Source organism: Acinetobacter sp. YH12040 (genome assembly GCF_013420005.1).
Lineage (GTDB): Bacteria > Pseudomonadota > Gammaproteobacteria > Pseudomonadales > Moraxellaceae > Acinetobacter > Acinetobacter amyesii.
Window position 1 is genome coordinate 1 of the sequence record NZ_VOZB01000021.1, and the last position, 22,736, is coordinate 22,736.

28 protein-coding genes and 1 pseudogene are annotated in these 22,736 nt (G+C 40.0%); 19 read left to right on the forward strand and 10 right to left on the reverse strand.

Annotated elements, in window-relative coordinates; genetic code table 11:
• Positions 1-95 (forward strand): transposase domain-containing protein (locus tag FTT99_RS15795; protein WP_141192749.1); only part of this gene is annotated, 95 nt, incomplete at its 5' end.
• 27 nt (positions 96-122) lie between these two features.
• Here FTT99_RS15795 and FTT99_RS15800 read toward each other — a convergent pair.
• Together FTT99_RS15800 and FTT99_RS15805 are read right to left on the reverse strand one after the other, a co-directional pair.
• Positions 123-323, reverse strand: coding sequence for a hypothetical protein (locus tag FTT99_RS15800; RefSeq protein WP_180161657.1), 201 nt, complete (start codon positions 321-323; stop codon positions 123-125).
• 11 nt (positions 324-334) lie between these two features.
• Positions 335-1,557, reverse strand: a pseudogene (locus tag FTT99_RS15805) (SAM-dependent methyltransferase).
• A 107-nt stretch (positions 1,558-1,664) separates the two neighbouring features.
• Between FTT99_RS15805 and FTT99_RS15810 the strand changes: the two are divergent.
• Positions 1,665-2,306, forward strand: coding sequence for a hemolysin III family protein (locus FTT99_RS15810; protein ID WP_078190100.1), 642 nt, complete (start codon positions 1,665-1,667; stop codon positions 2,304-2,306).
• Between the two features lie 145 nt (positions 2,307-2,451).
• A complete protein-coding gene (locus FTT99_RS15815; protein WP_180129943.1) occupies positions 2,452-3,765 on the forward strand; it encodes an MFS transporter in 1,314 nt (437 codons plus the stop codon).
• Between the two features lie 291 nt (positions 3,766-4,056).
• On the opposite strand, the gene FTT99_RS15820 is transcribed toward FTT99_RS15815, so the two are convergent.
• Positions 4,057-5,067, reverse strand: a complete 1,011-nt coding sequence (locus FTT99_RS15820) for a metallophosphoesterase (protein WP_180129945.1) — start codon at positions 5,065-5,067, stop codon at positions 4,057-4,059.
• Positions 5,068-5,171: 104 nt separating this feature from the next.
• On the opposite strand from FTT99_RS15820, the gene FTT99_RS15825 reads away from it, so the two are divergent.
• Positions 5,172-6,791, forward strand: a complete 1,620-nt coding sequence (locus FTT99_RS15825; protein WP_306423166.1) for a phospholipase D family protein — start codon at positions 5,172-5,174, stop codon at positions 6,789-6,791.
• 43 nt (positions 6,792-6,834) lie between these two features.
• On the opposite strand, the gene FTT99_RS15830 is transcribed toward FTT99_RS15825, so the two are convergent.
• On the reverse strand, positions 6,835-7,659 hold the full coding sequence (locus tag FTT99_RS15830; RefSeq protein WP_180009229.1) for a 1-acyl-sn-glycerol-3-phosphate acyltransferase: 825 nt from the start codon (positions 7,657-7,659) through the stop codon (positions 6,835-6,837).
• A 410-nt stretch (positions 7,660-8,069) separates the two neighbouring features.
• Here FTT99_RS15830 and hflX point away from each other — a divergent pair, with 410 nt between their 5' ends.
• The 6 genes from hflX (at position 8,070) to FTT99_RS15860 (ending at position 12,302) form a co-directional block, all read left to right on the forward strand.
• The gene (gene hflX, locus FTT99_RS15835; protein ID WP_180129948.1) at positions 8,070-9,404 is read left to right on the forward strand and encodes a ribosome rescue GTPase HflX; all 1,335 of its coding nucleotides are present in this window, start codon (positions 8,070-8,072) and stop codon (positions 9,402-9,404) included.
• Positions 9,405-9,447: 43 nt separating this feature from the next.
• Positions 9,448-9,819: a hypothetical protein gene (locus FTT99_RS15840; protein ID WP_078194269.1), complete on the forward strand. Its 372-nt coding sequence runs from the start codon at positions 9,448-9,450 to the stop codon at positions 9,817-9,819.
• 10 nt (positions 9,820-9,829) lie between these two features.
• Positions 9,830-10,504, forward strand: coding sequence for an LrgB family protein (locus FTT99_RS15845; protein WP_180129952.1), 675 nt, complete (start codon positions 9,830-9,832; stop codon positions 10,502-10,504).
• Positions 10,505-10,752: 248 nt separating this feature from the next.
• Positions 10,753-11,205: a DUF2147 domain-containing protein gene (locus tag FTT99_RS15850; protein ID WP_180024995.1), complete on the forward strand. Its 453-nt coding sequence runs from the start codon at positions 10,753-10,755 to the stop codon at positions 11,203-11,205.
• Between the two features lie 60 nt (positions 11,206-11,265).
• Entirely contained in the window at positions 11,266-11,715 is a 450-nt protein-coding gene (locus FTT99_RS15855) for a DUF2147 domain-containing protein (protein ID WP_078190108.1), read from the forward strand.
• Positions 11,716-11,855: 140 nt separating this feature from the next.
• Positions 11,856-12,302 (forward strand): DUF2147 domain-containing protein, encoded by a 447-nt coding sequence (locus FTT99_RS15860; RefSeq protein ID WP_180129954.1) that lies wholly within the window; start codon positions 11,856-11,858, stop codon positions 12,300-12,302.
• Between the two features lie 53 nt (positions 12,303-12,355).
• Here FTT99_RS15860 and FTT99_RS15865 read toward each other — a convergent pair whose 3' ends face one another.
• The 5 genes from FTT99_RS15865 to FTT99_RS15885 form a co-directional block, all read right to left on the reverse strand.
• Positions 12,356-13,201, reverse strand: coding sequence for a symmetrical bis(5'-nucleosyl)-tetraphosphatase (locus FTT99_RS15865; protein ID WP_180129957.1), 846 nt, complete (start codon positions 13,199-13,201; stop codon positions 12,356-12,358).
• A gap of 6 nt (positions 13,202-13,207) precedes the next feature.
• The gene (gene rsmA, locus FTT99_RS15870) at positions 13,208-14,020 is read right to left on the reverse strand and encodes a 16S rRNA (adenine(1518)-N(6)/adenine(1519)-N(6))-dimethyltransferase RsmA (RefSeq protein WP_078190111.1); all 813 of its coding nucleotides are present in this window, start codon (positions 14,018-14,020) and stop codon (positions 13,208-13,210) included.
• Positions 14,021-14,050: 30 nt separating this feature from the next.
• A complete protein-coding gene (locus FTT99_RS15875) occupies positions 14,051-14,908 on the reverse strand; it encodes a pilus assembly protein PilJ (RefSeq protein ID WP_180129959.1) in 858 nt (285 codons plus the stop codon).
• 21 nt (positions 14,909-14,929) lie between these two features.
• Positions 14,930-15,913, reverse strand: a complete 984-nt coding sequence (gene pdxA, locus FTT99_RS15880; RefSeq protein WP_180129962.1) for a 4-hydroxythreonine-4-phosphate dehydrogenase PdxA — start codon at positions 15,911-15,913, stop codon at positions 14,930-14,932.
• 90 nt (positions 15,914-16,003) lie between these two features.
• Positions 16,004-16,384: a hypothetical protein gene (locus tag FTT99_RS15885; protein ID WP_180129965.1), complete on the reverse strand. Its 381-nt coding sequence runs from the start codon at positions 16,382-16,384 to the stop codon at positions 16,004-16,006.
• Positions 16,385-16,575: 191 nt separating this feature from the next.
• On the opposite strand from FTT99_RS15885, the gene rplM reads away from it, so the two are divergent.
• Positions 16,576-17,004, forward strand: a complete 429-nt coding sequence (gene rplM, locus FTT99_RS15890; RefSeq protein WP_004722943.1) for a 50S ribosomal protein L13 — start codon at positions 16,576-16,578, stop codon at positions 17,002-17,004.
• A gap of 12 nt (positions 17,005-17,016) precedes the next feature.
• Positions 17,017-17,403, forward strand: coding sequence for a 30S ribosomal protein S9 (gene rpsI / locus FTT99_RS15895; protein ID WP_078190115.1), 387 nt, complete (start codon positions 17,017-17,019; stop codon positions 17,401-17,403).
• 61 nt (positions 17,404-17,464) lie between these two features.
• Here rpsI and FTT99_RS15900 read toward each other — a convergent pair whose 3' ends face one another.
• Complete coding sequence (locus FTT99_RS15900) at positions 17,465-17,710, reverse strand: hypothetical protein (RefSeq protein WP_180129967.1); 246 nt, start codon at positions 17,708-17,710, stop codon at positions 17,465-17,467.
• A 164-nt stretch (positions 17,711-17,874) separates the two neighbouring features.
• On the opposite strand from FTT99_RS15900, the gene FTT99_RS15905 reads away from it, so the two are divergent.
• From FTT99_RS15905 to FTT99_RS15935, 7 genes are all read left to right on the forward strand, one after another.
• The gene (locus FTT99_RS15905) at positions 17,875-18,528 is read left to right on the forward strand and encodes a glutathione S-transferase N-terminal domain-containing protein (protein ID WP_078194277.1); all 654 of its coding nucleotides are present in this window, start codon (positions 17,875-17,877) and stop codon (positions 18,526-18,528) included.
• A 27-nt stretch (positions 18,529-18,555) separates the two neighbouring features.
• Positions 18,556-18,984, forward strand: a complete 429-nt coding sequence (locus FTT99_RS15910; RefSeq protein ID WP_180128807.1) for a ClpXP protease specificity-enhancing factor — start codon at positions 18,556-18,558, stop codon at positions 18,982-18,984.
• Positions 18,985-19,002: 18 nt separating this feature from the next.
• Positions 19,003-19,644, forward strand: coding sequence for a hypothetical protein (locus FTT99_RS15915; protein WP_180129969.1), 642 nt, complete (start codon positions 19,003-19,005; stop codon positions 19,642-19,644).
• A gap of 427 nt (positions 19,645-20,071) precedes the next feature.
• Entirely contained in the window at positions 20,072-20,431 is a 360-nt protein-coding gene (locus FTT99_RS15920) for a roadblock/LC7 domain-containing protein (RefSeq protein WP_180022868.1), read from the forward strand.
• Positions 20,432-20,517: 86 nt separating this feature from the next.
• The gene (locus FTT99_RS15925; protein WP_180129972.1) at positions 20,518-21,492 is read left to right on the forward strand and encodes a hypothetical protein; all 975 of its coding nucleotides are present in this window, start codon (positions 20,518-20,520) and stop codon (positions 21,490-21,492) included.
• A gap of 15 nt (positions 21,493-21,507) precedes the next feature.
• A complete protein-coding gene (locus tag FTT99_RS15930; RefSeq protein ID WP_180129974.1) occupies positions 21,508-22,053 on the forward strand; it encodes an ATP/GTP-binding protein in 546 nt (181 codons plus the stop codon).
• A 10-nt stretch (positions 22,054-22,063) separates the two neighbouring features.
• On the forward strand, positions 22,064-22,474 hold the full coding sequence (locus FTT99_RS15935; protein WP_078194283.1) for a hypothetical protein: 411 nt from the start codon (positions 22,064-22,066) through the stop codon (positions 22,472-22,474).
• Positions 22,475-22,736 lie beyond the last annotated feature (262 nt).

The window sequence follows — 22,736 nt, forward strand, 5'->3', positions numbered from 1 at the left end:
CCTATTTAAGTGATGTGCTGAAAAGGTTGCCGACACATAAAGTGACTCAGATTGAAGAATTACTGCCACATCGCTGGAAATCCAACTCAAATTAAAAAATAGGCATGGGGTTCAGCGGACGCTTACTTATTTTTCAACAAACGTGCAGTTGCAATAGCTTTCATCCCATCATGAACAATAAAATGCAGTGAAATCGCATCTTCTGCATCCCATTCATCTTCGGGCGATATCTGCTGTTCTAAAATAAAGACCTGTTCACGTATCGATCGAGCTGCAGAGGCCAGTTGCTCCCACAGACCAAATTGAATATTTAACTGCTGCATCCCTTCATCCTTTAGCATTTACAGCCAATATCTTGCTGGTCCCATTGATCATTCAACAATAATTCTAACGAATGCTTTTGAATGCCATACATGTCTTTTAAAGCTTGGATCTGCGCCAATACCGCTTGATCAGGTTCGACATAGTCTGCACGTTTGGTTGCCAAGATCATTTTATTTTTACTGGTATGTTCAAGTGCCACAAATTCAAAGACTTTGGTTTCATAACCATATGCTTTCAATAAAAGTGCACGAATCGTGTCAGTAAGCATCTCTGCTTGCTGGCCTGCATGAATACCAAATTGCAACATCGGTGCAAGTACTTGCGGCGCTTTCAATTGCGGACGCAGTTCTTTATGACAACACGGCGCACACATGATCATTTGCGCATTTAATCGAATACCGGTATGAATCGCAAAGTCCGTTGCCACATCACAGGCGTGCAGCGCAATCATGACATCTAAGCGCTCAGGCGCATAGGTACGAACATCGCCTTGGAAAAAATCCAGTTGGCTGAAATTCGACTGCTGAGCAACGCTTTGGCAAAATTCCACCATTTTTGGATTCAGCTCAACCCCAGTCACTTTAGGCACTTGCTGGTGTTTTGCTAAATAATCATATAATGCAAAAGTTAGATATCCCTTGCCTGAACCAAAATCTACAACATGTAGAGATTGATCAGTCTCTTTAATCTGACTTAAAGCGCCTGAAAAAATTTCTACAAATTTATTAATTTGTTTCCATTTACGCGCCATGCTCGGAATAATTTGTGCTTTGGCATCCGTAATACCGAGTGGCTGTAAGAAATAACTGTTTTGATCGACATAGCGATGTTTCGCTCGATCATGTCCTTGCTGCTCAGTAGGATTTTTCCCTAAGGCTGGCTGCTTTTGCTGATGCTTAGCATGGCTTTCTTTTTATTTTTCTTAAGCTGAATTTCTTCATCTAAGGTCATCAGGTTGGCTTGCTTACAACAACTCAATAAACTTTCGACTTGTTGATATGCAGCTGCCATTGGATAGTTTTTGGTGATGTCTTGGGTTTTATAACGATATAAACAACTAAGAAATGACTCACCTTGCAGCGAAATGACTCGCAAGGTCATTTTTTCTAATTGGTCTAATTCACCTTTATACTGACTCAAAATCATGCGATCAAAACGCTGTGTTTCAATGGCTTGCTGAAAGGCTGCTAAAAATTGCTGCTCTTGCGTAGAGGGAGAAGCCAAAGATGACATAATATAAACCTAGATAAATTTGCAAAACAATTTTAAATCTTCTTACACCAAAAGCAAAATTGAATTACTATACATATGTATATTTAAATTATTATAAAAGATACGTTATGAATACTCCCCATCTTTTAGCTTATGACCCAGCTGAAGAAAGACTGAATTTCTATACCCATGCTTTCGGTGCAGCGTTGTCTGCCATCGCAGGTATCCTACTGATTTTAAAAGGCTCATACCTTCCAACTGGACAATGGCTTGCACTTTGGGTCTATGCATTCAGTATGCTGTTATTGTTTTCAGCCTCGAGTTTATATCACTTCGCAGAGTCTCCTGAGCGCCGAGGTTGGTACAAAAAGCTCGACCATACCGCAATCTATTATTTAATTGCAGGCACTTACACCCCGTTTCTGGCAATCGCACTGCCTACCGCAAAAGCGCATTATTTACTCATTGCACTGTGGGTCATTGCTGCAATTGGAACACTATTCAAATTAATTTTCATTCATCGTTTTCAAAAGATTTCGTTGATTGCTTATTTGGTGATGGGATGGCTTGCAGTACTGGTAATGGATGATATGCAACGCTTTTTATCTGATCAAGCTTTAACCTACCTGATCATTGGCGGGCTATCTTATACAATCGGTGCATTGTTTTATGCCTTAAAAAAGGTAAGATATACACACGCTATCTGGCATATTTTTGTATTGATAGGTGCAGGATCACATTTCCTGTCGATTTATCTCTACGTGATATAACCCACTGACACTGCATTCTTTAGTGACCCTAATTCCGCAGTTCGTAAGTTGGTATTTCGTATTTTTTTAAGAAATTACGCCTTTTTTAAAAAGATTACGCTTTTAAAACTAAGTTCAATTATTTTTAGTAAGTGTAAGGTCCACCATGGCGTCTTCAAGTGCTGCTGCCAATGAACAGCAACCAACAAATTCAAAATTCCGCGTACTTACAGCAAGTCTTGTAGGTACCACAATCGAATTCTTCGATTTCTACATCTATGCAACTGCGGCTGTAATTATCTTCCCGCATCTGTTCTTCCCTGCAAGTACAGATCCAACAACCGCAACAATTCAATCTTTAGCAACGTTTGCGATTGCCTTTATTGCTCGCCCGATTGGTGCAACATTCTTTGGCCATTTAGGTGACCGTATCGGTCGTAAAGCCACATTAGTTGCCGCTCTCCTCACCATGGGGATTTCTACAGTATGTATCGGCTTGCTTCCAACCTATGCTCAAATTGGTATCGCTGCTCCGCTCATGCTTGCACTTTGTCGCTTAGGTCAAGGTCTTGGTTTAGGTGGTGAATGGTCAGGTGCCGTGCTGCTTGCAACTGAAAATGCGCCAGAAGGCAAACGTGCTTGGTATGGTATGTTCCCTCAATTGGGCGCGCCAATCGGCTTTATTCTTGCAACAGGCTCATTCTTGACCTTAGGTCACTTCATGTCTGAAACTGAGTTTATGCAATGGGGTTGGCGTATTCCATTCATTACAAGTGCGCTATTGGTTATTGTCGGTCTGTGGATTCGTTTAAAATTACATGAAACACCAGCGTTCCAAAAAGTTTTGGATAAGCAAAAAGAAGTAAATATTCCGTTCAAAGAAGTGATCACTAAGCACTGGGGGATGTTAATTCTCGGTACGATTGCCGCGATTTGTACATTCGTTGTGTTCTACTTAACCACAGTATTCGCTTTACAATGGGGTACAACCCAGCTTGGTTACACACGTGAAGAATTTTTAAAACTTCAACTGGTTGCCACACTTTGTTTCGCTGCCTTCATTCCACTTTCTGCTGTATTTGCTGAAAAATTTGGTCGTAAAACGACTTCGATTGCGGTATGTGTTGTATCTGCATTGTTTGGCTTAGTCTTCTCAAGCATGCTTGAGTCTGGCAGTACTGCGATGGTGTTCTTATTCCTATGTATCGGTCTTGCGATCATGGGTTTAACCTATGGTCCAATTGGTACGGTATTGTCTGAAATCTTCCCAACGTCTGTACGTTACACAGGTTCAGCTTTAACCTTTAACATGGCTGGTATTTTTGGTGCATCTTTCGCGCCATTGATCGCAACTAAACTTGCAACTGGCTATGGTTTATATGCAGTAGGTTACTACCTAACTGCGGCATCAATCCTTTCATTGATCGCGTTCTTAATGATTCGCGAAACTAAAAATGATGATGTGAATAATCAGGTTTAATCTGCACATAATAAAAAAGCCAGCACCTATTGCTGGCTTTTTTATGTCTCAAATTGAGTCAATGACCTGATTAGCTACTCTATAGTTGACATCATTTCGATTTTATTCATGAATGCAGCTTAGATCCAACTGAGCAATACACATCATCTGTTCCAATACACGGTCATTTACTTAATTTCAAACAGCAAATGAATGGCACGATTCAATTTTATTAACCAAACAAGGCCTGTAGCTCTACATCAAGAAGAACATTCACCAAACCGTTTAGCGATAATGAACGGTAGTTTTTGATTAAACCAACTCGATAATATCAATGGTCGGTGGCACAAGAAAACGGAAAGGTACCCCAACCATGCCCGTACCAACAGTGACAAAGACATCTGCATTGTCATGCTGATATAGCCCTTTTTTATGGCCTAAAATGGACACTTTTTTCATTACATAATCAGTCAACCATGGCAGTTGTACCTGCCCGCCATGCGTATGACCCGACAACATCAATGGTCGTCCGGGAAGTTTAGGCACCATATCGACTGTATCTGGATTATGCGACAAAATGATCCAAGGTTTATCTTGTGGCAATTCTGGCAAATAGCGCATATCGGCTTTACCTGCCCATAAGTCCCCAACGCCTAATAAGCGAAACTCATTAAACTCAACCACCTGCCCTTCGATGTCCACCACATGATTACTTTCTAATGCATGTTTTAACAGCGCTTGAATAGGCGGACCGGGATATTGCTCATCATGATTACCATTCACCGAATAAATCGGAGCAATAATTTTTTTCAGTACAGCCAGTTCTTCAGCCAACTTATTTTCAGGTTCATAAGTCCAATCCCCTGCAACCACGATCAAATCAGGATTTTGTGCATTGATTTTATCGACGATCATTTTTAACTGACGTTCATGGCCCGAAAATAAACCAATATGTAAATCACCAATTAAGGCAATGCGTACAGGCTTTAATAATTGTCGTGTTTCATGCAATTGATATTGACATTTTTTCACCTGAATCATGTGCGGCTCGATAAATCGGGCATAGCACAAAAGCCCCGTAACAGCACCGACAAAAATTGCTTCATGTAGTGAATAATAGCCACTCCAGCCTGCATAAAAGCTAAAGAAGAATAAAGGGATAAGTAAATACGATAGATAAAACGCCAACAAATGTACGAAGGCTTTAAACGGATGAATCGTTTCCGTGCGCGACTGGCTTAACCAAGCTTGGGATATTGCCCAAACGCCCAGCACAGCCAACCCGATATAAAAATACATCACTACGGAATCTAATTCCCACATACATTTGCTCTACAATTTGCCTAACGAGAAAACTCGGTCACTATATTTATCTTTTCACAGCTGACACTTATACTCAAATCAAATTTTTTAGTATGTCTAACAGCATGAACTCAGCTACACTGAAACAGCAAAATTTGTCCTTCATACATAACCACACTAAGGTGGTTTTGCTGAGTTGTAGCCTTGTTTTGACTTTATCTGCATGTAGTACCTTGCCTAAACAGCAAACTCAACCTGTGGAATATGCCTTTAATACCCCCACTGACGATACTAGCCTTGCTAAAATTGTGCTGCCGTTACGGGAACAAAATCCTAACTTAACTGGTTATCATGTTCTATATGACCCATTAGAAGCCTTAGCGGCTCGAATCGAACTGATCAATAAAGCCGAAAAAAGTTTAGATCTACAATACTATATTTGGGATAACGACAAAATTGGTGCTTTGGCCCTGCATGCCATGATCAAAGCTGCAGATCGTGGGGTGAAAATTCGTTTATTGGTCGATGACAACAATGCCAAAAAAATGGAAGGCATTTATATGGCACTCGACCAACATGCCAATATTGATGTCAAACTGTATAACCCGTACCGCTTCCGACATTTCCGCCCTGTCGATATGGTACTGGATCTAAAACGCATCAACCGTCGTATGCACAACAAAAGCTTTATTGCAGACAATCAAATTGCTCTGATTGGTGGTCGCAATATGAGTAACCAATACTATAACGTCAGTGATAATTATCAATTTTCCGATGTCGACGTCATGCTGGTCGGTGCGGCATCCGATGAAATCATCCATTCTTTTGACGAATATTGGAATGATGATTATGCCTTTCCAGTACGTCAATTGGTCAATCCACGCCACTATAGTTTGCGCTTTGACAGTCTCAAACAACAACTCGATGACTATAACCAAGAAGCCACTGTGGTCAATTATTTGGATTTAGCCAACCGTTCACATGCCTTTGATGACTGGCTCAACAATAAAATCCAATTTGACTGGGTTAAAGCCGAAGTGGTCAAAGATTCCCCAAGCAAAATCAAATCTAAGGCTAAAAAAGAAGAGCATCTCAACTTTCAGCTGCTCAACCGTTTAGATAAACCTGAACAAAGTGTCGATATCGTTTCAGCCTACTTTGTCCCAGAAAAAAAAGGGGCTGAACGCCTAAAAAACCTTCGTGCAGATGGCGTAAAAGTCAGAGTCTTGACCAACTCATTCCAAGCCAATGACGTGCCATTGGTTCATGCTTTTTATAGTAAATATCGCCAAGATCTATTGGAACACGATGTTCAACTCTATGAGTTTCTCTCTAGACCTGATGCAGAAAACCTCAACACCAATACCAAAGAGTTGGCGGAAAAATCTAAAGTTAGTCTAAAAGGTTTAAGCCGTTCGAGTCTGCATGCCAAACTGATGGCAATTGATGAAAAACAAGTCTTTATCGGCTCATTTAACTTTGATCCACGTTCAGCATATTTAAATACTGAAATTGGGGTATTACTAAATAGCCCACGCTTAGCCAAAGCCGTCCACTACACCATGGATGAAAATTTAAGTAAATATGCCTATAAGTTAGTGCTCAATGCAGACCAACAGATCAATTGGAAAATTAAGCTGTCAAATGGTCAAACGCGTATTTATCCACGTGAACCGAAAATCAAGTGGTGGCAAAAAGCGGGGGTGAAATTTATCTCTTGGTTGCCGCTCGAAGGCTTTATGTAAGGATTGTGCTGCAAAGGCATCCCTTGCAGCCTGTATCATTAAATTATTTAGCTTCAACTGGAACTGGCGCTTTAAGAACTTTAGCTTGAAGCTCTGCTAATCCCTGATTCATTTTTTGCTGCACTTCTTGTGTCAGACTGTCAACAGTATGACCTGCCGAATCAATTGCGGGCAATGTCATCAGATGCGCTGTGACTTTCGGCATTTCTAAGACATTTTTGACATGTCGATCAAAGCTAATGTCTCCGACATAGGGCGCAATATTATCGAGTTCACCGTCCTGATTCACATAGCAAATTAAGCAAATTTGGACTGGACGTTCGGCTTCAATTGCCGCACCTAAAATACGACCATGAATTTTTTTAATTTTGCTGCCATCTGAAGTGGTAGCTTCTGGGAAAAAGAGTACCGGTGTATCTTGTTTTAAGAAGCCCGTAATTTGTTCTTTAATTTTAATGGAGTCGCCAGAGCCACGCTTAATAAATAAGGTGCCACCGCCTTTCGCCAAATTACCCAGCACTGGCCACTTTTCAATTTCAGCTTTAGCCAAAAAGAAAACACGTGCGCCAGAACCTAAAACTGCCACATCTAACCATGAAATATGATTACTTACCCAAAGGGCTGGTTGTCGTGGAATTTCACCATGCACCTTGACTTCAAGGTTGAATACTTTGCATAACTTGCGACAAAAATACTGCACATAGCGGGTATTTTGCGGATTATTCGGGTCTTTATACAATTGATGACGATAAACCAAATAAAAACCCTGCGTCACGGCAACAGCTGCTGCACCGACTTTTTTACAATACAAATAAAATTTTGAAAACACATTAATTTGCGGTGTATTGACGATTTGAGGTTGATTCATAAACGGTTCACTAAAAGGACACGGTGCCACAATTTGGCGTAAATTTTCATCATCATATACCGAAGACAGTTTTTTTGCATTGATCATAAAAACCGAAGTCGAAGATAATATTTTCCCATTTTAATCGTTTTTAAAAATCAAATATTATTTTTATATCGGTTTTAAAGGTTAAAATTATGAATCATTCATATTCAGACAATCCCCCTATTTCTTCATGGCAAGCGTTAAAAGCCATTGCTTGTTTTTCATTGATATATGTGAGTGTGCTTTTCTTATTGGCGCTGAGCTTTCGAAGCTTTCTCTAATTGAATAACACTACATACAGAACTTAGCCATTAATCCCTCACTTAGATTAACCCTCGCACTGCATTTTCGCCTAAAATGAATCTTTAAACAGGAGTGTGTGCTGAGTGGAAAATTTAAATCAACATCAAGCGAGCGGTGAACGCGTAATTTTAGTCAGTGTGGCAGTACAAATGCTTGCAGACCTTGATGCCGAGGAATTCCACTTACTTGCTCAATCTGCAGGTGCCAATATTTTGCAACATGTGCATGCTCAGCGTATTAAGCCTGATGCCAAATTATTTATCGGCTCAGGGAAAGCTGAAGAAATTGCAGAAGTAGTCGCAGAATATGAAGCCGAATTGGTCATCTTTGACCATGCCCTCACCCCTGCCCAAGCACGTAATCTTGAACGCATCATGCGTTGTCGTGTGGTCGATCGTACAGAATTAATTTTAGATATTTTTGCCCAACGCGCACGTACCTATGAAGGTAAATTGCAAGTTGAGTTGGCTCAATTACAACATATGGCTTCACGACTGATTCGTAGTCGTGGCGATCTCGATAGCCAAAAAGGTGGGATCGGCCTACGTGGACCGGGTGAAACGCTGCTGGAAACTGACCGTCGTCTACTCAAGCTCCGTATGGGACAACTTAAAGCGAAACTTGAGAAAGTCCGCCAAACACGTATGCAAGGTCGTGTGGCACGTCAAAAAGCTGCTGTTCCAACCGTGTCATTGGTGGGTTATACCAATGCGGGTAAATCGACCTTATTTAATAATTTAGCAAAAAGTGATGTTTATGCAGCAGACCAACTTTTTGCGACACTTGACCCAACTTTACGCCGTCTACATTGGGATGGTATCGGCAACTTAGTTCTCGCAGATACTGTAGGTTTTGTGCGTAATTTATCGCACTCACTGGTCGAGTCGTTTAAAGCCACTTTAGAAGAAACGTTGGAGGCGACCTTATTGTTACATGTCATTGACTCCAGCAGTCCTGACATGATGGAACAAATCGAGGCTGTCGAAAAAGTACTGAAAGAAATTGGTGTCGATGTTCCGATTCTGCGCGTTTATAATAAAATTGATGTCAGTGGCGAAGATCCTAAAATCATCTATGGCAAGCCACACCAGCCGGAACGTGTCTATGTCTCAGCACATAGTGGTAAAGGTCTTCCCTTATTACGCCAAGCGGTTCAAGAATGCTTAATGGGACAGATTCAAAGCTTTGAAGTCCGTCTAAAACCGGCTTATGGCAAATTAAGAACACAACTGTATGCGCTCAATGTGATCCAAAATGAAAGTTATGATGAACAAGGCAACTTAATTTTGCATGTTATCATTGCCCCGCATAAGTTAGAACAACTGATTAAACAGGCGCATTTACCCATTGATGAAATATTGGGAACGCGTGCGCAACAATTTCAACGTCCACTTGAAGAATTTGAAATTAAAGACTAAATCGGTTAAAACTTGATTAGTATAATTTTAACGAAAGACAAAAATGGACTGGATCAAGCGCATCGACTGGAAAGCCTGGATAGGCACTATTGCATTAATTATTATTTTCCGTGAAGGCGCGGTCTGGGTCATGAAGCAATTCAATCACCCAGAATTAGGCAATCTAGTCGGTTTGATTGCCCTCTTGATCGTGCTTTCATTTTGGAGAAAATTCAACAAAATTCCAGCCAGCTTGGTCGATACCAATAATAAAATTATGAAAGAAAGTGCCTTTGCCTTCTTACCCATTAGTGCAGGCTCATTGCTGATGATGATGCATTTAGGTGATGAAATTCCAATGTTTTTGATTGTTCTCTTTGTCAGCACCCTCATACCGCTGTGGGTCTACGCAAAAATGTCTAAGAAATGGCTATAGGAGAATCAACATGCTTTCAATCATCTCTGGATTCATCATTACCCTGATCGCCTATCTTGTCGCAAAACCCATTAATAAAAAATTACCGCAAATCCCCGTGATTGTGATTGGGATGTTTTTCGTCATTGGTATGCTCTATCTTTTTGGCATTTCCTATGATAGTTATATGGCACAGGTGAATCCACTGTTCAATAACTTACTCGGCTATGTCACAGTGGCCTTGGCCATTCCTTTAGCAGCGATGCGCTACGATGACTTGCCTTTAAAAGCCGTGGGCGGGATTTTAGTCTTTGCCAGTATCAGTGCCGTTGCCCTCCCTATGGGGCTGGCTTATTTGCTGCATTTGTCAGATCCAACCATTATGGCTTTTGCTACACGGGCAGTGACCACCCCTATTGCCATCAACATTGCCACGCTGTTGCATTCCCCGATTCCTTTGGTGATTTTGATTGTGATTTTATCAGGGGTGATTGGTGCAGCATTTTCACCCATCATACTTAAAAATATTCATGATGAACGTGCATCAGGACTCGCCTTAGGACTTGCTGCACATGCGATTGGCACAGCTCAAGCTTGGCAGCGCGGCAGCATTGCTGGGCGCTATGCGGCATTTGGCATGGCGGTAAATGCAGTATTCACAGCAATCTGGTTGCCAACTTTCATACTCTATCTACAAAATATGTGACTGAGCAATCACTTTTAAATGATTGTTTTGTATAAAAAATAAACTTAATATAAATTCTAGGGTACACCACAACACATTGAACGATGTGCTGTGGATGTTACATTTTTGGTAAAGGCACTTTTGTGCAACATGTCAACTTTCCCGAATAAAATGTAAATATTTACGCTTAGAGTAGTTGCTCTAAGTTCAAATATTACCTAGTATGATCAATAAACCCTCACAAAGTGTATTGATAAAGGATTATTAATATGATCGAAAAAAGTTTGAAATGGGCTGCATTATTCGGTGCTGTAGTTACAAGCTCCGCACTCTATGCTCAAGATCTTACAGGGACTTGGCAACAAATTGACGATAAAACTGGTTCGCCTAAAGCACTGATCGAAATTCGAAAAGATGCCAAAGACACCTATACCGGCAAAATTGTGAAAGTGACGCCACGTCCGGGTTATACACCAAAGGAAAAATGTGTGAATTGCCCTGCACCTTATACCAACCAGCCTATTTTAGGGATGGATGTATTTAAGGGGCTGAAACTTGAAAGTGAAAATACCTACTCTCAAGGAAAAATTATTGATCCTTTAGCAGGCAAAATTTACAGCTTAAAAGGCAAAATTTCTGCCAATGGTAAGCGCTTACATTTACGTGGATATCTGGGGATTTCCGCGATTGGTCGTACACAGACATGGATTCGCGTTGAATAAATTTTAAATTTATTCAGTAAATTGATTTGATATAGGTGAACCACCTACAGGGAATATCTGATGAAAAAATTAAAAGTGAGCCTCTTATTCTTAGCTGCTGTAATGAGTGGTTCAGCTTTTGCTCAAGACCTTTCAGGGACTTGGCAACAAATTGATGATAAAACAGGTTCACAAAAAGCCATTATTGAAATCCGTAAAGAAAGTAATGGAACATTCGTGGGTAAAATCATCAAAGTGACGCCGCGTCCGGGCTATACACCGCGCGACACCTGCGTAAATTGCCCTGCACCTTATAAAAACAAACCGATTTTAGGCCTTGATGTGTTAACTGGTTTAAAACATGTTGAAGGGACCAATAACTACGACAAAGGCCGTATTATCGACCCACTTTCTGGCAAAATTTACGACACAAAAGTTCGCTTAAATGCCAGTGGCAAACGTCTCACGCTACGTGGCTATATGGGTGTATCAGCACTCGGTCGTAGCCAAACTTGGATTCGCCAAGAATAAGTTCAATGTTATAAAAACCGCCGCCATGGCGGTTTTTTTATACCTAAGATATTCAAATTATTTTAAAAATAAAGTTGACTATTCTCGTAAACTTTCTAACATACGTGCTCATAAATCACGCTTCTAGGGGAAAAGCGATTATGTTTAAAAAAATATTATTCAGCCTTTGCACATTCGGATTGATGAATGGTGCATTTGCAAATGACATTGCTGGCACGTGGCAACAAATTGACGATAAAACAGGAGCGGCCAAAGCGATTATTTCGATTCACAAAGAATCCAATAATACCTATACCGGTAAAATTATTAAAATTACGCCACGTCCGGGCTATACACCGCAAAAAAACTGCAATAAGTGCCCAGCACCTTATACCAACCAACCAATTCTCGGTATGGAGATTATTAAAGGTTTAAAACAAGTAAAGGACACCAATAATTATGAAAAAGGTCGTATTATCGACCCTCTTTCTGGCAAGGTTTATGATGCTAAAGTGCGCTTAAACAGCACAGGAAAACGTATTTCGATCCGTGCAAGTATTGGCGTTTCAGTCTTGGGCCGTAACCAAACTTGGATTCGTTTAGACTAATCCTCACACCAATAAAAAAGCCGCATCAATGCGGCTTTTTTATTTTTAAATACTTACATCACAGGATTATCGACAGCAAACATGTGCTGATCTTCTAAACGATAGGCCATCAACTGATTGCCCCAGACACATCCGCCATCCACATTTTGGATTTTTGCTGAAATGCTTTTTCCTTGCAAAGCCGCCCAATGGCCAAACAGAATTTGATGGGTCTGTGCTGCTTGTGATTCAAACTCAAACCATGGCTGAAAACCCTTCGGCATAGGGTCATTGAGTGAGTTTTTAAAACTGAACTCTAAACGGCCTTCTGCATCGGTTAAGCGCATACGGGTCAAATAGTTGGTAATACAGCGTAAGCGCGCATGGCCAGACAAATCATCCGACCACAGGTTCGGCTCTTTACCGTACATGACTTGAAGAAACGCATCGACCACATCAAAGTCGTCATGACCAATCACCGCTTCCACTTCTTTTGCCAAGTCTGCGGTTTGCTGCGCAGTCCAATTCAAAGGAATACCCGCATGAGTCAAAATGGTTTGCTCATTCGGAAATAGACACAGCGGCTGCTTGCGTAACCATTCAATCAGATCATCACTTTCTAAAGCGTGAATCACATCATCGATATTGTCTTTAGGGTTGATGTCCTTAATACCGCGTGCGCATGCCAGTAAAGTTAGATCATGATTGCCTAGTACCGTCGCCGCAACATCACTATCCACTAATTTTTTGATGAACCGCAAAGCGCCTACAGAGTTTTCACCCCGTGCGACGAGATCACCGGCAAACCATATATAATCTTGGTCTGCATCAAACTTGATCTCTTTCAGTAAAGCTTTTAATGCTTCAAAACAGCCTTGAACATCACCAATGACATAGTTATAGCGAATTGAGCGAGTCATAATTATTTAAGCCACCATTTGATCTGCTAATGCGACAAATTCTGCAAGTGTTAAGGTCTCTGGACGCGCCATTGGATCAACACCTGCATTTTCAAAACCATCTTCAACCAGCATGCCTTTTAAGCTGTTACGCAAGGTCTTACGGCGCTGAGTAAAGACATGTGAAACCAAACGTGCAAGCGCTTTTTCATCTTTCGCCACAATCGGTTTAACGGCATAAGGCTCTAAACGGAATACCGCAGAGGTGACTTTTGGCGGCGGATTAAATGAGCCCGGCGGCACTTCAAATAAAAACGTCGGTTTGCAGAAGTATTGGATCATCACCGATAAACGGCCATATTCTTTAGTATTCGGTGAAGCGGTAATACGGTCCACAACTTCTTTTTGCAGCATGAAGTGCATGTCTTTGACTTTGTCGCCAAACTCCAAGAGATGGAACAGCAGCGGTGTCGAGATGTTATACGGCAAGTTACCAACCACACGCAGTGGACGGCCTTCGGCAAACAGCTCGGTAAAGTCATATTTCAGCGCGTCGGTTTCAACAATGGTCAAGCGCTCAGGATGCGGCACACGGCCCGGTAAACCTGCGGCTAAGTCACGGTCCAGCTCAACCACAGTTAAAGCATCGCATTCACCAATTAAAGGCGATGTAAGCGCAGCAAGACCGGGACCAATTTCGACAATATTGTCACCAGTACGCGGATTTACCGAACGTACAATTTTGGCAATAACACGTTGATCATGTAAGAAATTCTGTCCAAACCGCTTACGCGTGTGATGCCCTTCATCTTTTGGGTTTAGGGCATTAATTTGATACATAAAATTCTCCGCATAGGTTTATTACAACGATTACTGACTTGATTCAAATTCACTCAAGCGAGCAAAAATTTCTTCGGACTTGATCACATTATCCCGAGCCGCTTTAATTACACTGAGCAATGGCTCTCTTTGTTGCAACAAAGCCATTGTTTCAGATTTCATCATTTCTTCAGTTTCAGCCTGAATGGAGAGCAAACTTTCACGCATTTCAGCATTGTTTACGCGCTCTACACCCAGTTCGGGATTACCATTCAGTTGAGCCTTCAAATAAATATTGAAAGTTTCAAAATCTGCTAAAAAGTCATCTAAATCGTCTGGATGAATAGAATTCACATCAGTTAACTTCAGCAAAGAACTTAACATTCGTCCCGCAATATAGACTTGATTTTTGGCAATCATTGCTTGAATAGCTGAATTGTTTGCTCTAGCCATCATATCAGCCAGAATGTTATATTCAGCTTGAATACCTGGAATGGTTTCACTTACAAGAAGTTGATATTCATATAGCGCACTCAGGCTATTTTGATGCTGTACAAGCAGATCAATATTAGCATTGATTGCCTGTCCATCTTGAAGCATTTTATCAGCACCGCCACGATTCGCATATTTTTTATGCACCGCGGTCAGCGCTTGATTAAATTTTTGCTGATTATGTTTAAAGCCATCCACGGCAGCCGGTGATGCAAAACGTATAAATCCTTCCGTCTGTTTTGGAATTTGCAGCGATAATACTTTTAATTCACAAGAATGATGATCTGTAGCGAGCGTTGAGCATGCTGACAGCATCAACGCTAACGCAATCCCAAAAAATGGGCGAATGATCGATTTCGCCCTAAGCATCTTGTTATTTTCCTGTTTTATTTTTGATAATTTTTTAATATTATTCATATAAAATTCAAACCTTTATTATTAAGTTTCGTTATTTTTCGCACGTGCTAATTCTAAAGCCAAATCAACCGCCACCTGTAAACTCGAACTTTTAGCAAGACCAGTTCCAGCCAGTGACAGTGCTGTGCCGTGATCCACTGAAGTCCGAATAAATGGTAAGCCCAAAGTGATATTGATGGCTTCGCCAAAGCCCTGCGACTTTAACACAGGTAAGCCCTGATCGTGATACATCGCCAAAACCGCATCGGCATCATTTAAATTTTCAGGGGTAAATAAGGTATCAGCAGGTAAGCTCAGGCTCATATTCACCCCTTGAGCGCGATAACGCTCTAGCACCGGATTGATCACTTCAATCTCCTCCATGCCCAAATAGCCATCTTCACCCGCATGCGGATTTAAACCGCAGACTAAAATATGCGGATGATCTTTTTTAAATTTGGTTTTTAAATCATGAATTAAAATATCAATGACTTGATGCAAACGTTCTTGAGTAATGGCATCTGAAACATCACGAAGCGGTAAATGTGTAGTTGCCAATGCGACACGGAGCGTTTTTGTCGCAAGCATCATCACGACACGGTCAACGCCTGCAAATTCTTGATAAAATTCCGTATGTCCGCTGAAATGGATACCGGCCTCATTAATAATCGACTTTTGCACAGGTGCAGTTGCAACACCTACACTTTTGCCAGACATCGCATAATCTGCAGAACGACGTAATTGTTCCAACACATAGGCTGCATTATTCACATCTAACTGACCTGCAATAACAGGTGTAGTTACAGGTACATGTTCCACATAAAGCTGACCTAGAGCTGCCGAACCCTCCTGCCCAACATAGTCAATCAGTTCAACTTCGAGCTTTAACTGTTGAGCACGCTTGAGCAGCAAATCTTTATCAATAAGAACCACAAGTGGCCTTTCATCTATTCGATTGGCTAAGCTCAAACAAATATCAGGTCCGATACCTGCGGGTTCACCGCTCGTGATATATAAAGGCAGCATGGGTCTATCCTGTGTGTGCAATAGCATTATTATACTGTGTGATGCACATGGCAGACCTAATTTTATTGATTAAAAATATCGGACTAAAACTCAAAAATAAGCGCGTTGTGCGACATTGTATGGAATGAAATCGAAAGCAAAACCTGAAATGCCAATGATCCAAATCAATGCAATAAGAATTACAATGCAGCGCTGAACGGCTGACACATGTTGCGGGTACTTCGTTATCAGCCAAAAAGACATACCACCCACAAGCAATAATCCAATTAACAGATAAACCAATAAATAACTAAGGAAAAATAAAGTGAGCATCATTAACAAAACGATGATCGCACCATCCGCCCCGTGCAAATACACCAAATACAAAAAAGTTGGGCTTAAAACCAAGGCGCTACATAAGCCCATTAATTGCAACCATTGCCGCCAAAATGAGGGTTCAGATGTGTTTTTTAACAGATTAGAATTCGACATGATTTACTTTCATCCGCTTTTTTTATAATTTCTGGATTATCTGCTGTTTATTGCTGAAGAAATATACTACAATACAGCGCTTGAAATTTTATATTTTCATTTGTGATTCTTCACGTATTCGTATAGAATCGCGTCTCCTTTTGTTTGGACAGCTTCCATAGTCCAAACCAACTATAATAGGTAGTGGTTTAATGAAAACTCTCAGCGCTAAGCCAGCTGAAGTTCAACACGACTGGTACGTTGTTGATGCTTCTGGCAAAACTTTAGGTCGCCTTGCGACTGAAATCGCTCGTCGTTTACGCGGTAAGCACAAAACTTCTTATACTCCTCACGTTGACACTGGTGACTACATCGTTGTTATCAATGCTGAGCAAGTTCAAGTGACTGGTAAAAAATCACTTGATAAGAAATATTATCGCCACACTGGTTTCCCTGGTGGTATTCGTGAAACTAATTTCGAAAAATTAGTTGCTCACAAACCAGAAGAAATCTTCGAACGTGCTGTAAAAGGCATGTTGCCAAAAGGTCCTCTTGGTTATGCAATGATCAAGAAAATGAAAGTGTACGCTGGTACTGAGCATCCACATACTGCTCAACAGCCACAAGTTTTGGACATCTAAGGGATACAGCACATGGCTACTAACTATGGTACAGGTCGCCGTAAGACCGCAACTGCACGTGTTTTCCTATCAGCTGGTACTGGTAAACTCGTAATCAACAACCGTTCTTTAGAACAATATTTCGGTCGTGAAACTGCTCGTATGGTTGTTAACCAACCACTTGAGCTTTTAGAAGCTACTGAGAAATATGACCTTTACATCACTGTTGCTGGTGGTGGTATCGGTGGTCAAGCAGGCGCTATCCGTCACGGTATTACTCGTGCATTGATTGCTTCTGACGAAACTCTTAAACCTGCTCTTCGTCAAGCTGGTTTCGTTACTCGTGATGCTCGTGAAGTTGAACGTAAGAAACTTGGTTTACGTAAAGCTCGTAAACGTCCTCAATTCTCTAAACGTTAATTCGTTTACCGAATCGGACAAAAAACCTTGGCTTATGCCAAGGTTTTTTTATGTTTAATTTTTATGAAGATGATGCAAATAGAATAACGATCCGATAAACAAAGAGACTCAAACTCGCAATTAAGCATATAACCGACAATGTTAGTGTAATTGTACAGATGGTCATTTTGCTTTTTTGTTCTTGGCTATCATCCTCTACTCCATAATCAGAGGCATAACCTCCAGCGAGTGCCGTATAAAAGCCAATGCCCATAAAAATAACAGCAGCTAAAAATAATAATTTTTGTACAAGTGCAATGGTCATCATGCGGTGACGATCAGGTAAATATATGACATGAAAAGCTATCAGATAAAATCAAATAAAACAAAACTGTAATTTTCACTGTTGCTGCATTGATATTGCTAAAGTCTCCGTGATTTTACTGTCTAATTTTAGTATCCTATCTTAATCATTTCTCATCGTCTCGGATTATGTCAGTCGAAAATGCACCTCTCCAAGGGATTACGCTTTACAGTCATGCGGATGACTTTCGCTCACACTGGATACGCTATGTACTTGCAGAGAAGCAAATCAAACATAATTTAATTATTGCTGATGATGAAGACGAAGATCTTGCGAGTTTAAATCCCTACAATCAACTTCCAATGATGATTGAAAATGGCCTAAAACTCTATAACAGCAGTATTATTGCCGAATATCTAGATGACCGATATCGTCAAAATAAACTGTACGCAGATGCACCCATGCCTCGTGCAGAGCAACGTCAATATGTATGGCGCTTCGAACAAGATTGGTTAAGACTTGCCGATATTATGCTTCGCCATCCCGATACCCTCGATGAAAAAGCCAAGCAAAAAGCACAAAAACAATTGCGTGATACACTCATTTCACTAACCCCCTTGTTTCAGCATTATCCTTATTTTATGTCTGAACAATTTAGCATGTTAGACTGTATGCTCGCGCCTATATTTCTGCGCCTAAAAGCCATGGGGATTGAGCTTCCCAAACAGCAATGCCGCCCTATATTTCTCTATTGCCAACGCATCTTTAGCCGTCCTGCATTTATCAAATCGATGACATTGCAGGAAAAAAATCGCTATAGCGAGCTTTTAGCAAAAAATTAATTTCCCATAAATATTCGAGTAAGCATTATGTCTGAACTGGAACTACAACTCACTCCAACGCGTCCGTACTTAACACGGGCACTTTATGAATGGATTTGTGACAATCAACTTACACCGTACCTACTTGTTGATGCGACACAGAATGGTACGATGGTGCCAGTTCAATATATCCAAGATGGCCAAATTGTCCTGAATATCGCACCTCATGCAACGCATGCGCTACACATGAGCAATGAGACGATTACTTTCTCTGCACGCTTTGGTGGCGTTTCGCAAAACCTCTATATCCCCTTTTCTGCTGTTCTAGGTATCTATGCACGTGAAAATGGTCAAGGCATGTTCTTCGATCCTCAAGAATATGAAGGTATTCAGAATGATCAAAATGCTTTAAAATCAAACGACCAAGAACAACAAGAGCAGCCGAAGAAAAAACCAGGTTTAAGGTTGCTCGATTAAAGAATAAGGAAGCGAATAATGGCTTTTGATTTAGTACAATATTTTGTCGAACAAATAGAATCTCAAAAGCCTACGCTTTTAAGTCATTTAAATCGTGAAGAAAAACGTCAACATATACGTGAAATTAATGCATTAACTTTAGGTGAATTGATTCATCAGCTCCGCAATAATGCTCAAAAGATTTATCAAGAAATTACTCATCCTGATGAACTCTATATTCAAGAAGTTTCACGCCATCTGACCACCAATCCATCGAATGCATCAATATTAGAACACTCTGAACTTGAACACCTAACAACTGAAATTTTTCATTTACAATTAAATGAATTAAAGCAACTTCATGATACCGGCTCACACTCACCACAAAGCATTCAAGAATTACTCAATGGACAAATTGAACACCTTTCTGGTCAAGCGGATGATTGGGTTTGGTCAACAAACAACCTAACAGAGCTTCTTGGTTCTAAACCAAATCTGCAAGACGAGATATCATTAGAAGCATCAATGAAGGAGTTCAATCAAATGGTTAATCAACAACATACTCAAGAAGATGTGACAACTGAAGTACAAGTGCCAACTTGGTCAAAAATTGTAGAGCCTATCGTTGCAGTGGTGATTTTATGGATTCTGGCATCTGCAGCTTGTAATATTTTTTCTTAAGTGGCTTCATTTGTCTAAAACAATGACCTGCTTTTTAAGCAGGTTTTTTTTAAATCGAATATTCTAAATTACACGCCTTTAGATCACTTTTTGTTTTCTTTATGTAAATCAGTCAGCTTTATTCTGCAAAAATTGAGTTTTATTACAATATTTACAAAACTTTACATTTGAATTTTTGGTAAATTTTATATCAAAAATACAGTTCTAAAATACATAAAAAATATATATAGCAAATTAAATCACATTTTTTAAATCCTAAAACTTAACGCTATATTTAGAAAATATTATCCTTTTAAAGCAAAAAATTAATTTTATTGCAAAGCCCCTTACGCTTCCTATAATCAAATTATGTAGTTAAAAACGCTAGTTTAATTACCTAAATATCTACAAATAATAATCATGTATAACCTAAAAGAGGGGCATAAAAATGGCTAAAGTTTCATTAGAATCACTCACAACAATCGACGGTTTTCATGCAGCGGCACTGGTAGACGGTGAAAGTGGCCTAGCTATGGCGACACAAGGCGGTGGAGATATTGATTTAGAATTAGCAGCTGCTGGAAATACTGAAGTGGTTCGCTCCAAAAGACGTGTTGCTCAGTCACTCAATTTAGACGATCACATTGTCGATATTTTAATTACTCTAGGAAAGCAGTATCACTTGATTCGTCCACTGGAAAATAATGAATCCGTGTTCTTATATTTAGTACTTGATCGTGCCAAAGCAAACCTAGCCATGGCTCGACACGAATTAAAAACCTATGAAAAAAATTTAGATTTTGCTTAATTTCACCCAACCCTCTTATGCCAATAAGAGGGTTTTTTATTCCCAAAATGTTTTACAGGTTTGAATAAAATTAGTCGAGGAACACCATGAATAAGCAATATATCAATATCGGCATTGCAGGATTAAGTATTCATGATTCAGATCAACTCAAACATCAGCTTTACGCAATTTTTCCACAGCACTTTAATATCCAATGGAAAAGTGCATCTGATGTGAATCTCGATTGTTTATTTATTCATGAGCGTTTTTTTGACACCGAAGGAATTCAAAAAATATTAACTCGCCGCGCTTTACCTTGGCTCAAGATCTCGAAAGACAACCAACAATCAGGGCGCGTCAGAAACAACACGCTGTTCCTACCCGTGGATGATAATCAAGAGCTCAATCAATGGATTGATAAACATCTCGTCAGCCATAATAACCTTAACGAATCCATTGAGCATGCTCAACATGATCAAATCCAGAGCTTTAGCGAATTTAATTTGGAGGATGATTACTTCAAAAAAATGTATGCAGAAGATAATCATGAAAAATTACACCTATATGATGATCTAGGCACAATAGCGGTAATCGATACCGCGCAAAATATAGCTTGGCTCAACCTCGAGCGTCAACTTCAACACACAGATGCTAGTTTTAAATATGATTTCGCATCAATTGAAGATATGACCCATGTAAGTCGAAAGCATCCCGTCATCCTTCAAGACTGGATATGGAATCTATTTTGGCAAACTCCGAATTTTTACCAAACAGTTCCTGATGATGGTCATTTTCGAATTTTAAGCTGGCCAAAACCTGCTGACCATTTATCTCATAAACAAATTTTTCAACTTTCTGCATGCTTTATCCAGGGCGCAAAGATATCAACGATTGCAGAACAATATGATATACCCCTCAGCACCGTTCGACAGTTCATTGCTGCAAATATGGCATCACTAAATATTAAAAAAATAAATCTTTGGGATAAACATTACACGCCACCTGAAACGCATGAACCAACAGAAGAAAAGAACTTTGTGCAAAACTTCTTTCGTAAATTACGCCGTAAATTTGGATTTTAGAATAGGACATCAAACATGATTCTTCAGCAATATAAAATTGTCTTTGCTGGTTCTATGGGTGCTGGAAAAACTGAAGCGATCCGTTCACTTTCTGATATCCCAGTTCTACTGACCGAGGCGTTTAATACAGATCAAACCAGCCATCAAAAACTTGAAACTACAGTAGGTATCGACTATGGAGAAGTGACCTTAGAAGATGGTTTAAAAATAGGTTTATATGGTACCCCTGGACAAAGTCGTTTTGATTTTATTTGGCCTGTGATTTGTCAAGGCTCAATCGGTGCAATTATTTTGATTGATCATAATGTTAATGATCCCTTAAGTGAACTCGAAAGCTACTTAGAAACCTTCCAAAACTATACAGATAACATAGCCATTGGAATTACCCATACAGACGAAATCACAAGTTCAACGAATACTGCTATCTACAAAGATTGGCTGATTAGTCAGGACTTATATTCGCCCCTATTCTTTATTGACTGTCGCAAAAAATCTGACGTTTTACTGCTACTTGAAGCTTTAATTACCTCAATCGAAGTAAATCACTACATTACCGCATAAGGAGCTATTAATGTTTAATGTCACAAAACGCACCGCTTCGAATGAGTTAATACAACATGCCCGTGAACAAATAAATAATATTATTAACAATGCACGAGGCGTTCATTTCATCATGGTGTGTTCAACAGATGGATTTGAGCTAACAAGTGTTTACAAACGTGGGCAATATAACAATAGCAAGTTAGCTGCGGTTAGCAGCTCTATCCTTGCAATGGTGTCAGCATTTATTAAAGAAATTCATTTGGTCGGTTGTCAAAATATAACCTTAGATGCCGAAAATGGAAAAGCGATACTTGCATCTGTTGCTGCACAAAATCATCCCATGATTATTGTGGCATTGACAGATAAGGACATTTTATTAGGCCAAGTCTTATATATGCTTAAAGCTGCAACGCAATCAATTATTTCAGCGGATCAATAACCCTGATAGAAATATTGAGGGCATCTTACTATATATTTGAGTGAGAAATATTCATATATTATCCACTTACAACATATTCATTTTCATATTTTATGCTTTTTTCATTTCTCTTATTTTTTCTTATTTTCCTTTTTCCGAACACATAAAAAAACACCCCCAACGTTTAAGTTGGGGGTGTTTTCGAATAATGAGCTGGCGATGACTTACTCTCACATGGGTAACCCCACACTACCATCAGCGCTAAGAGGTTTCACTTCTGAGT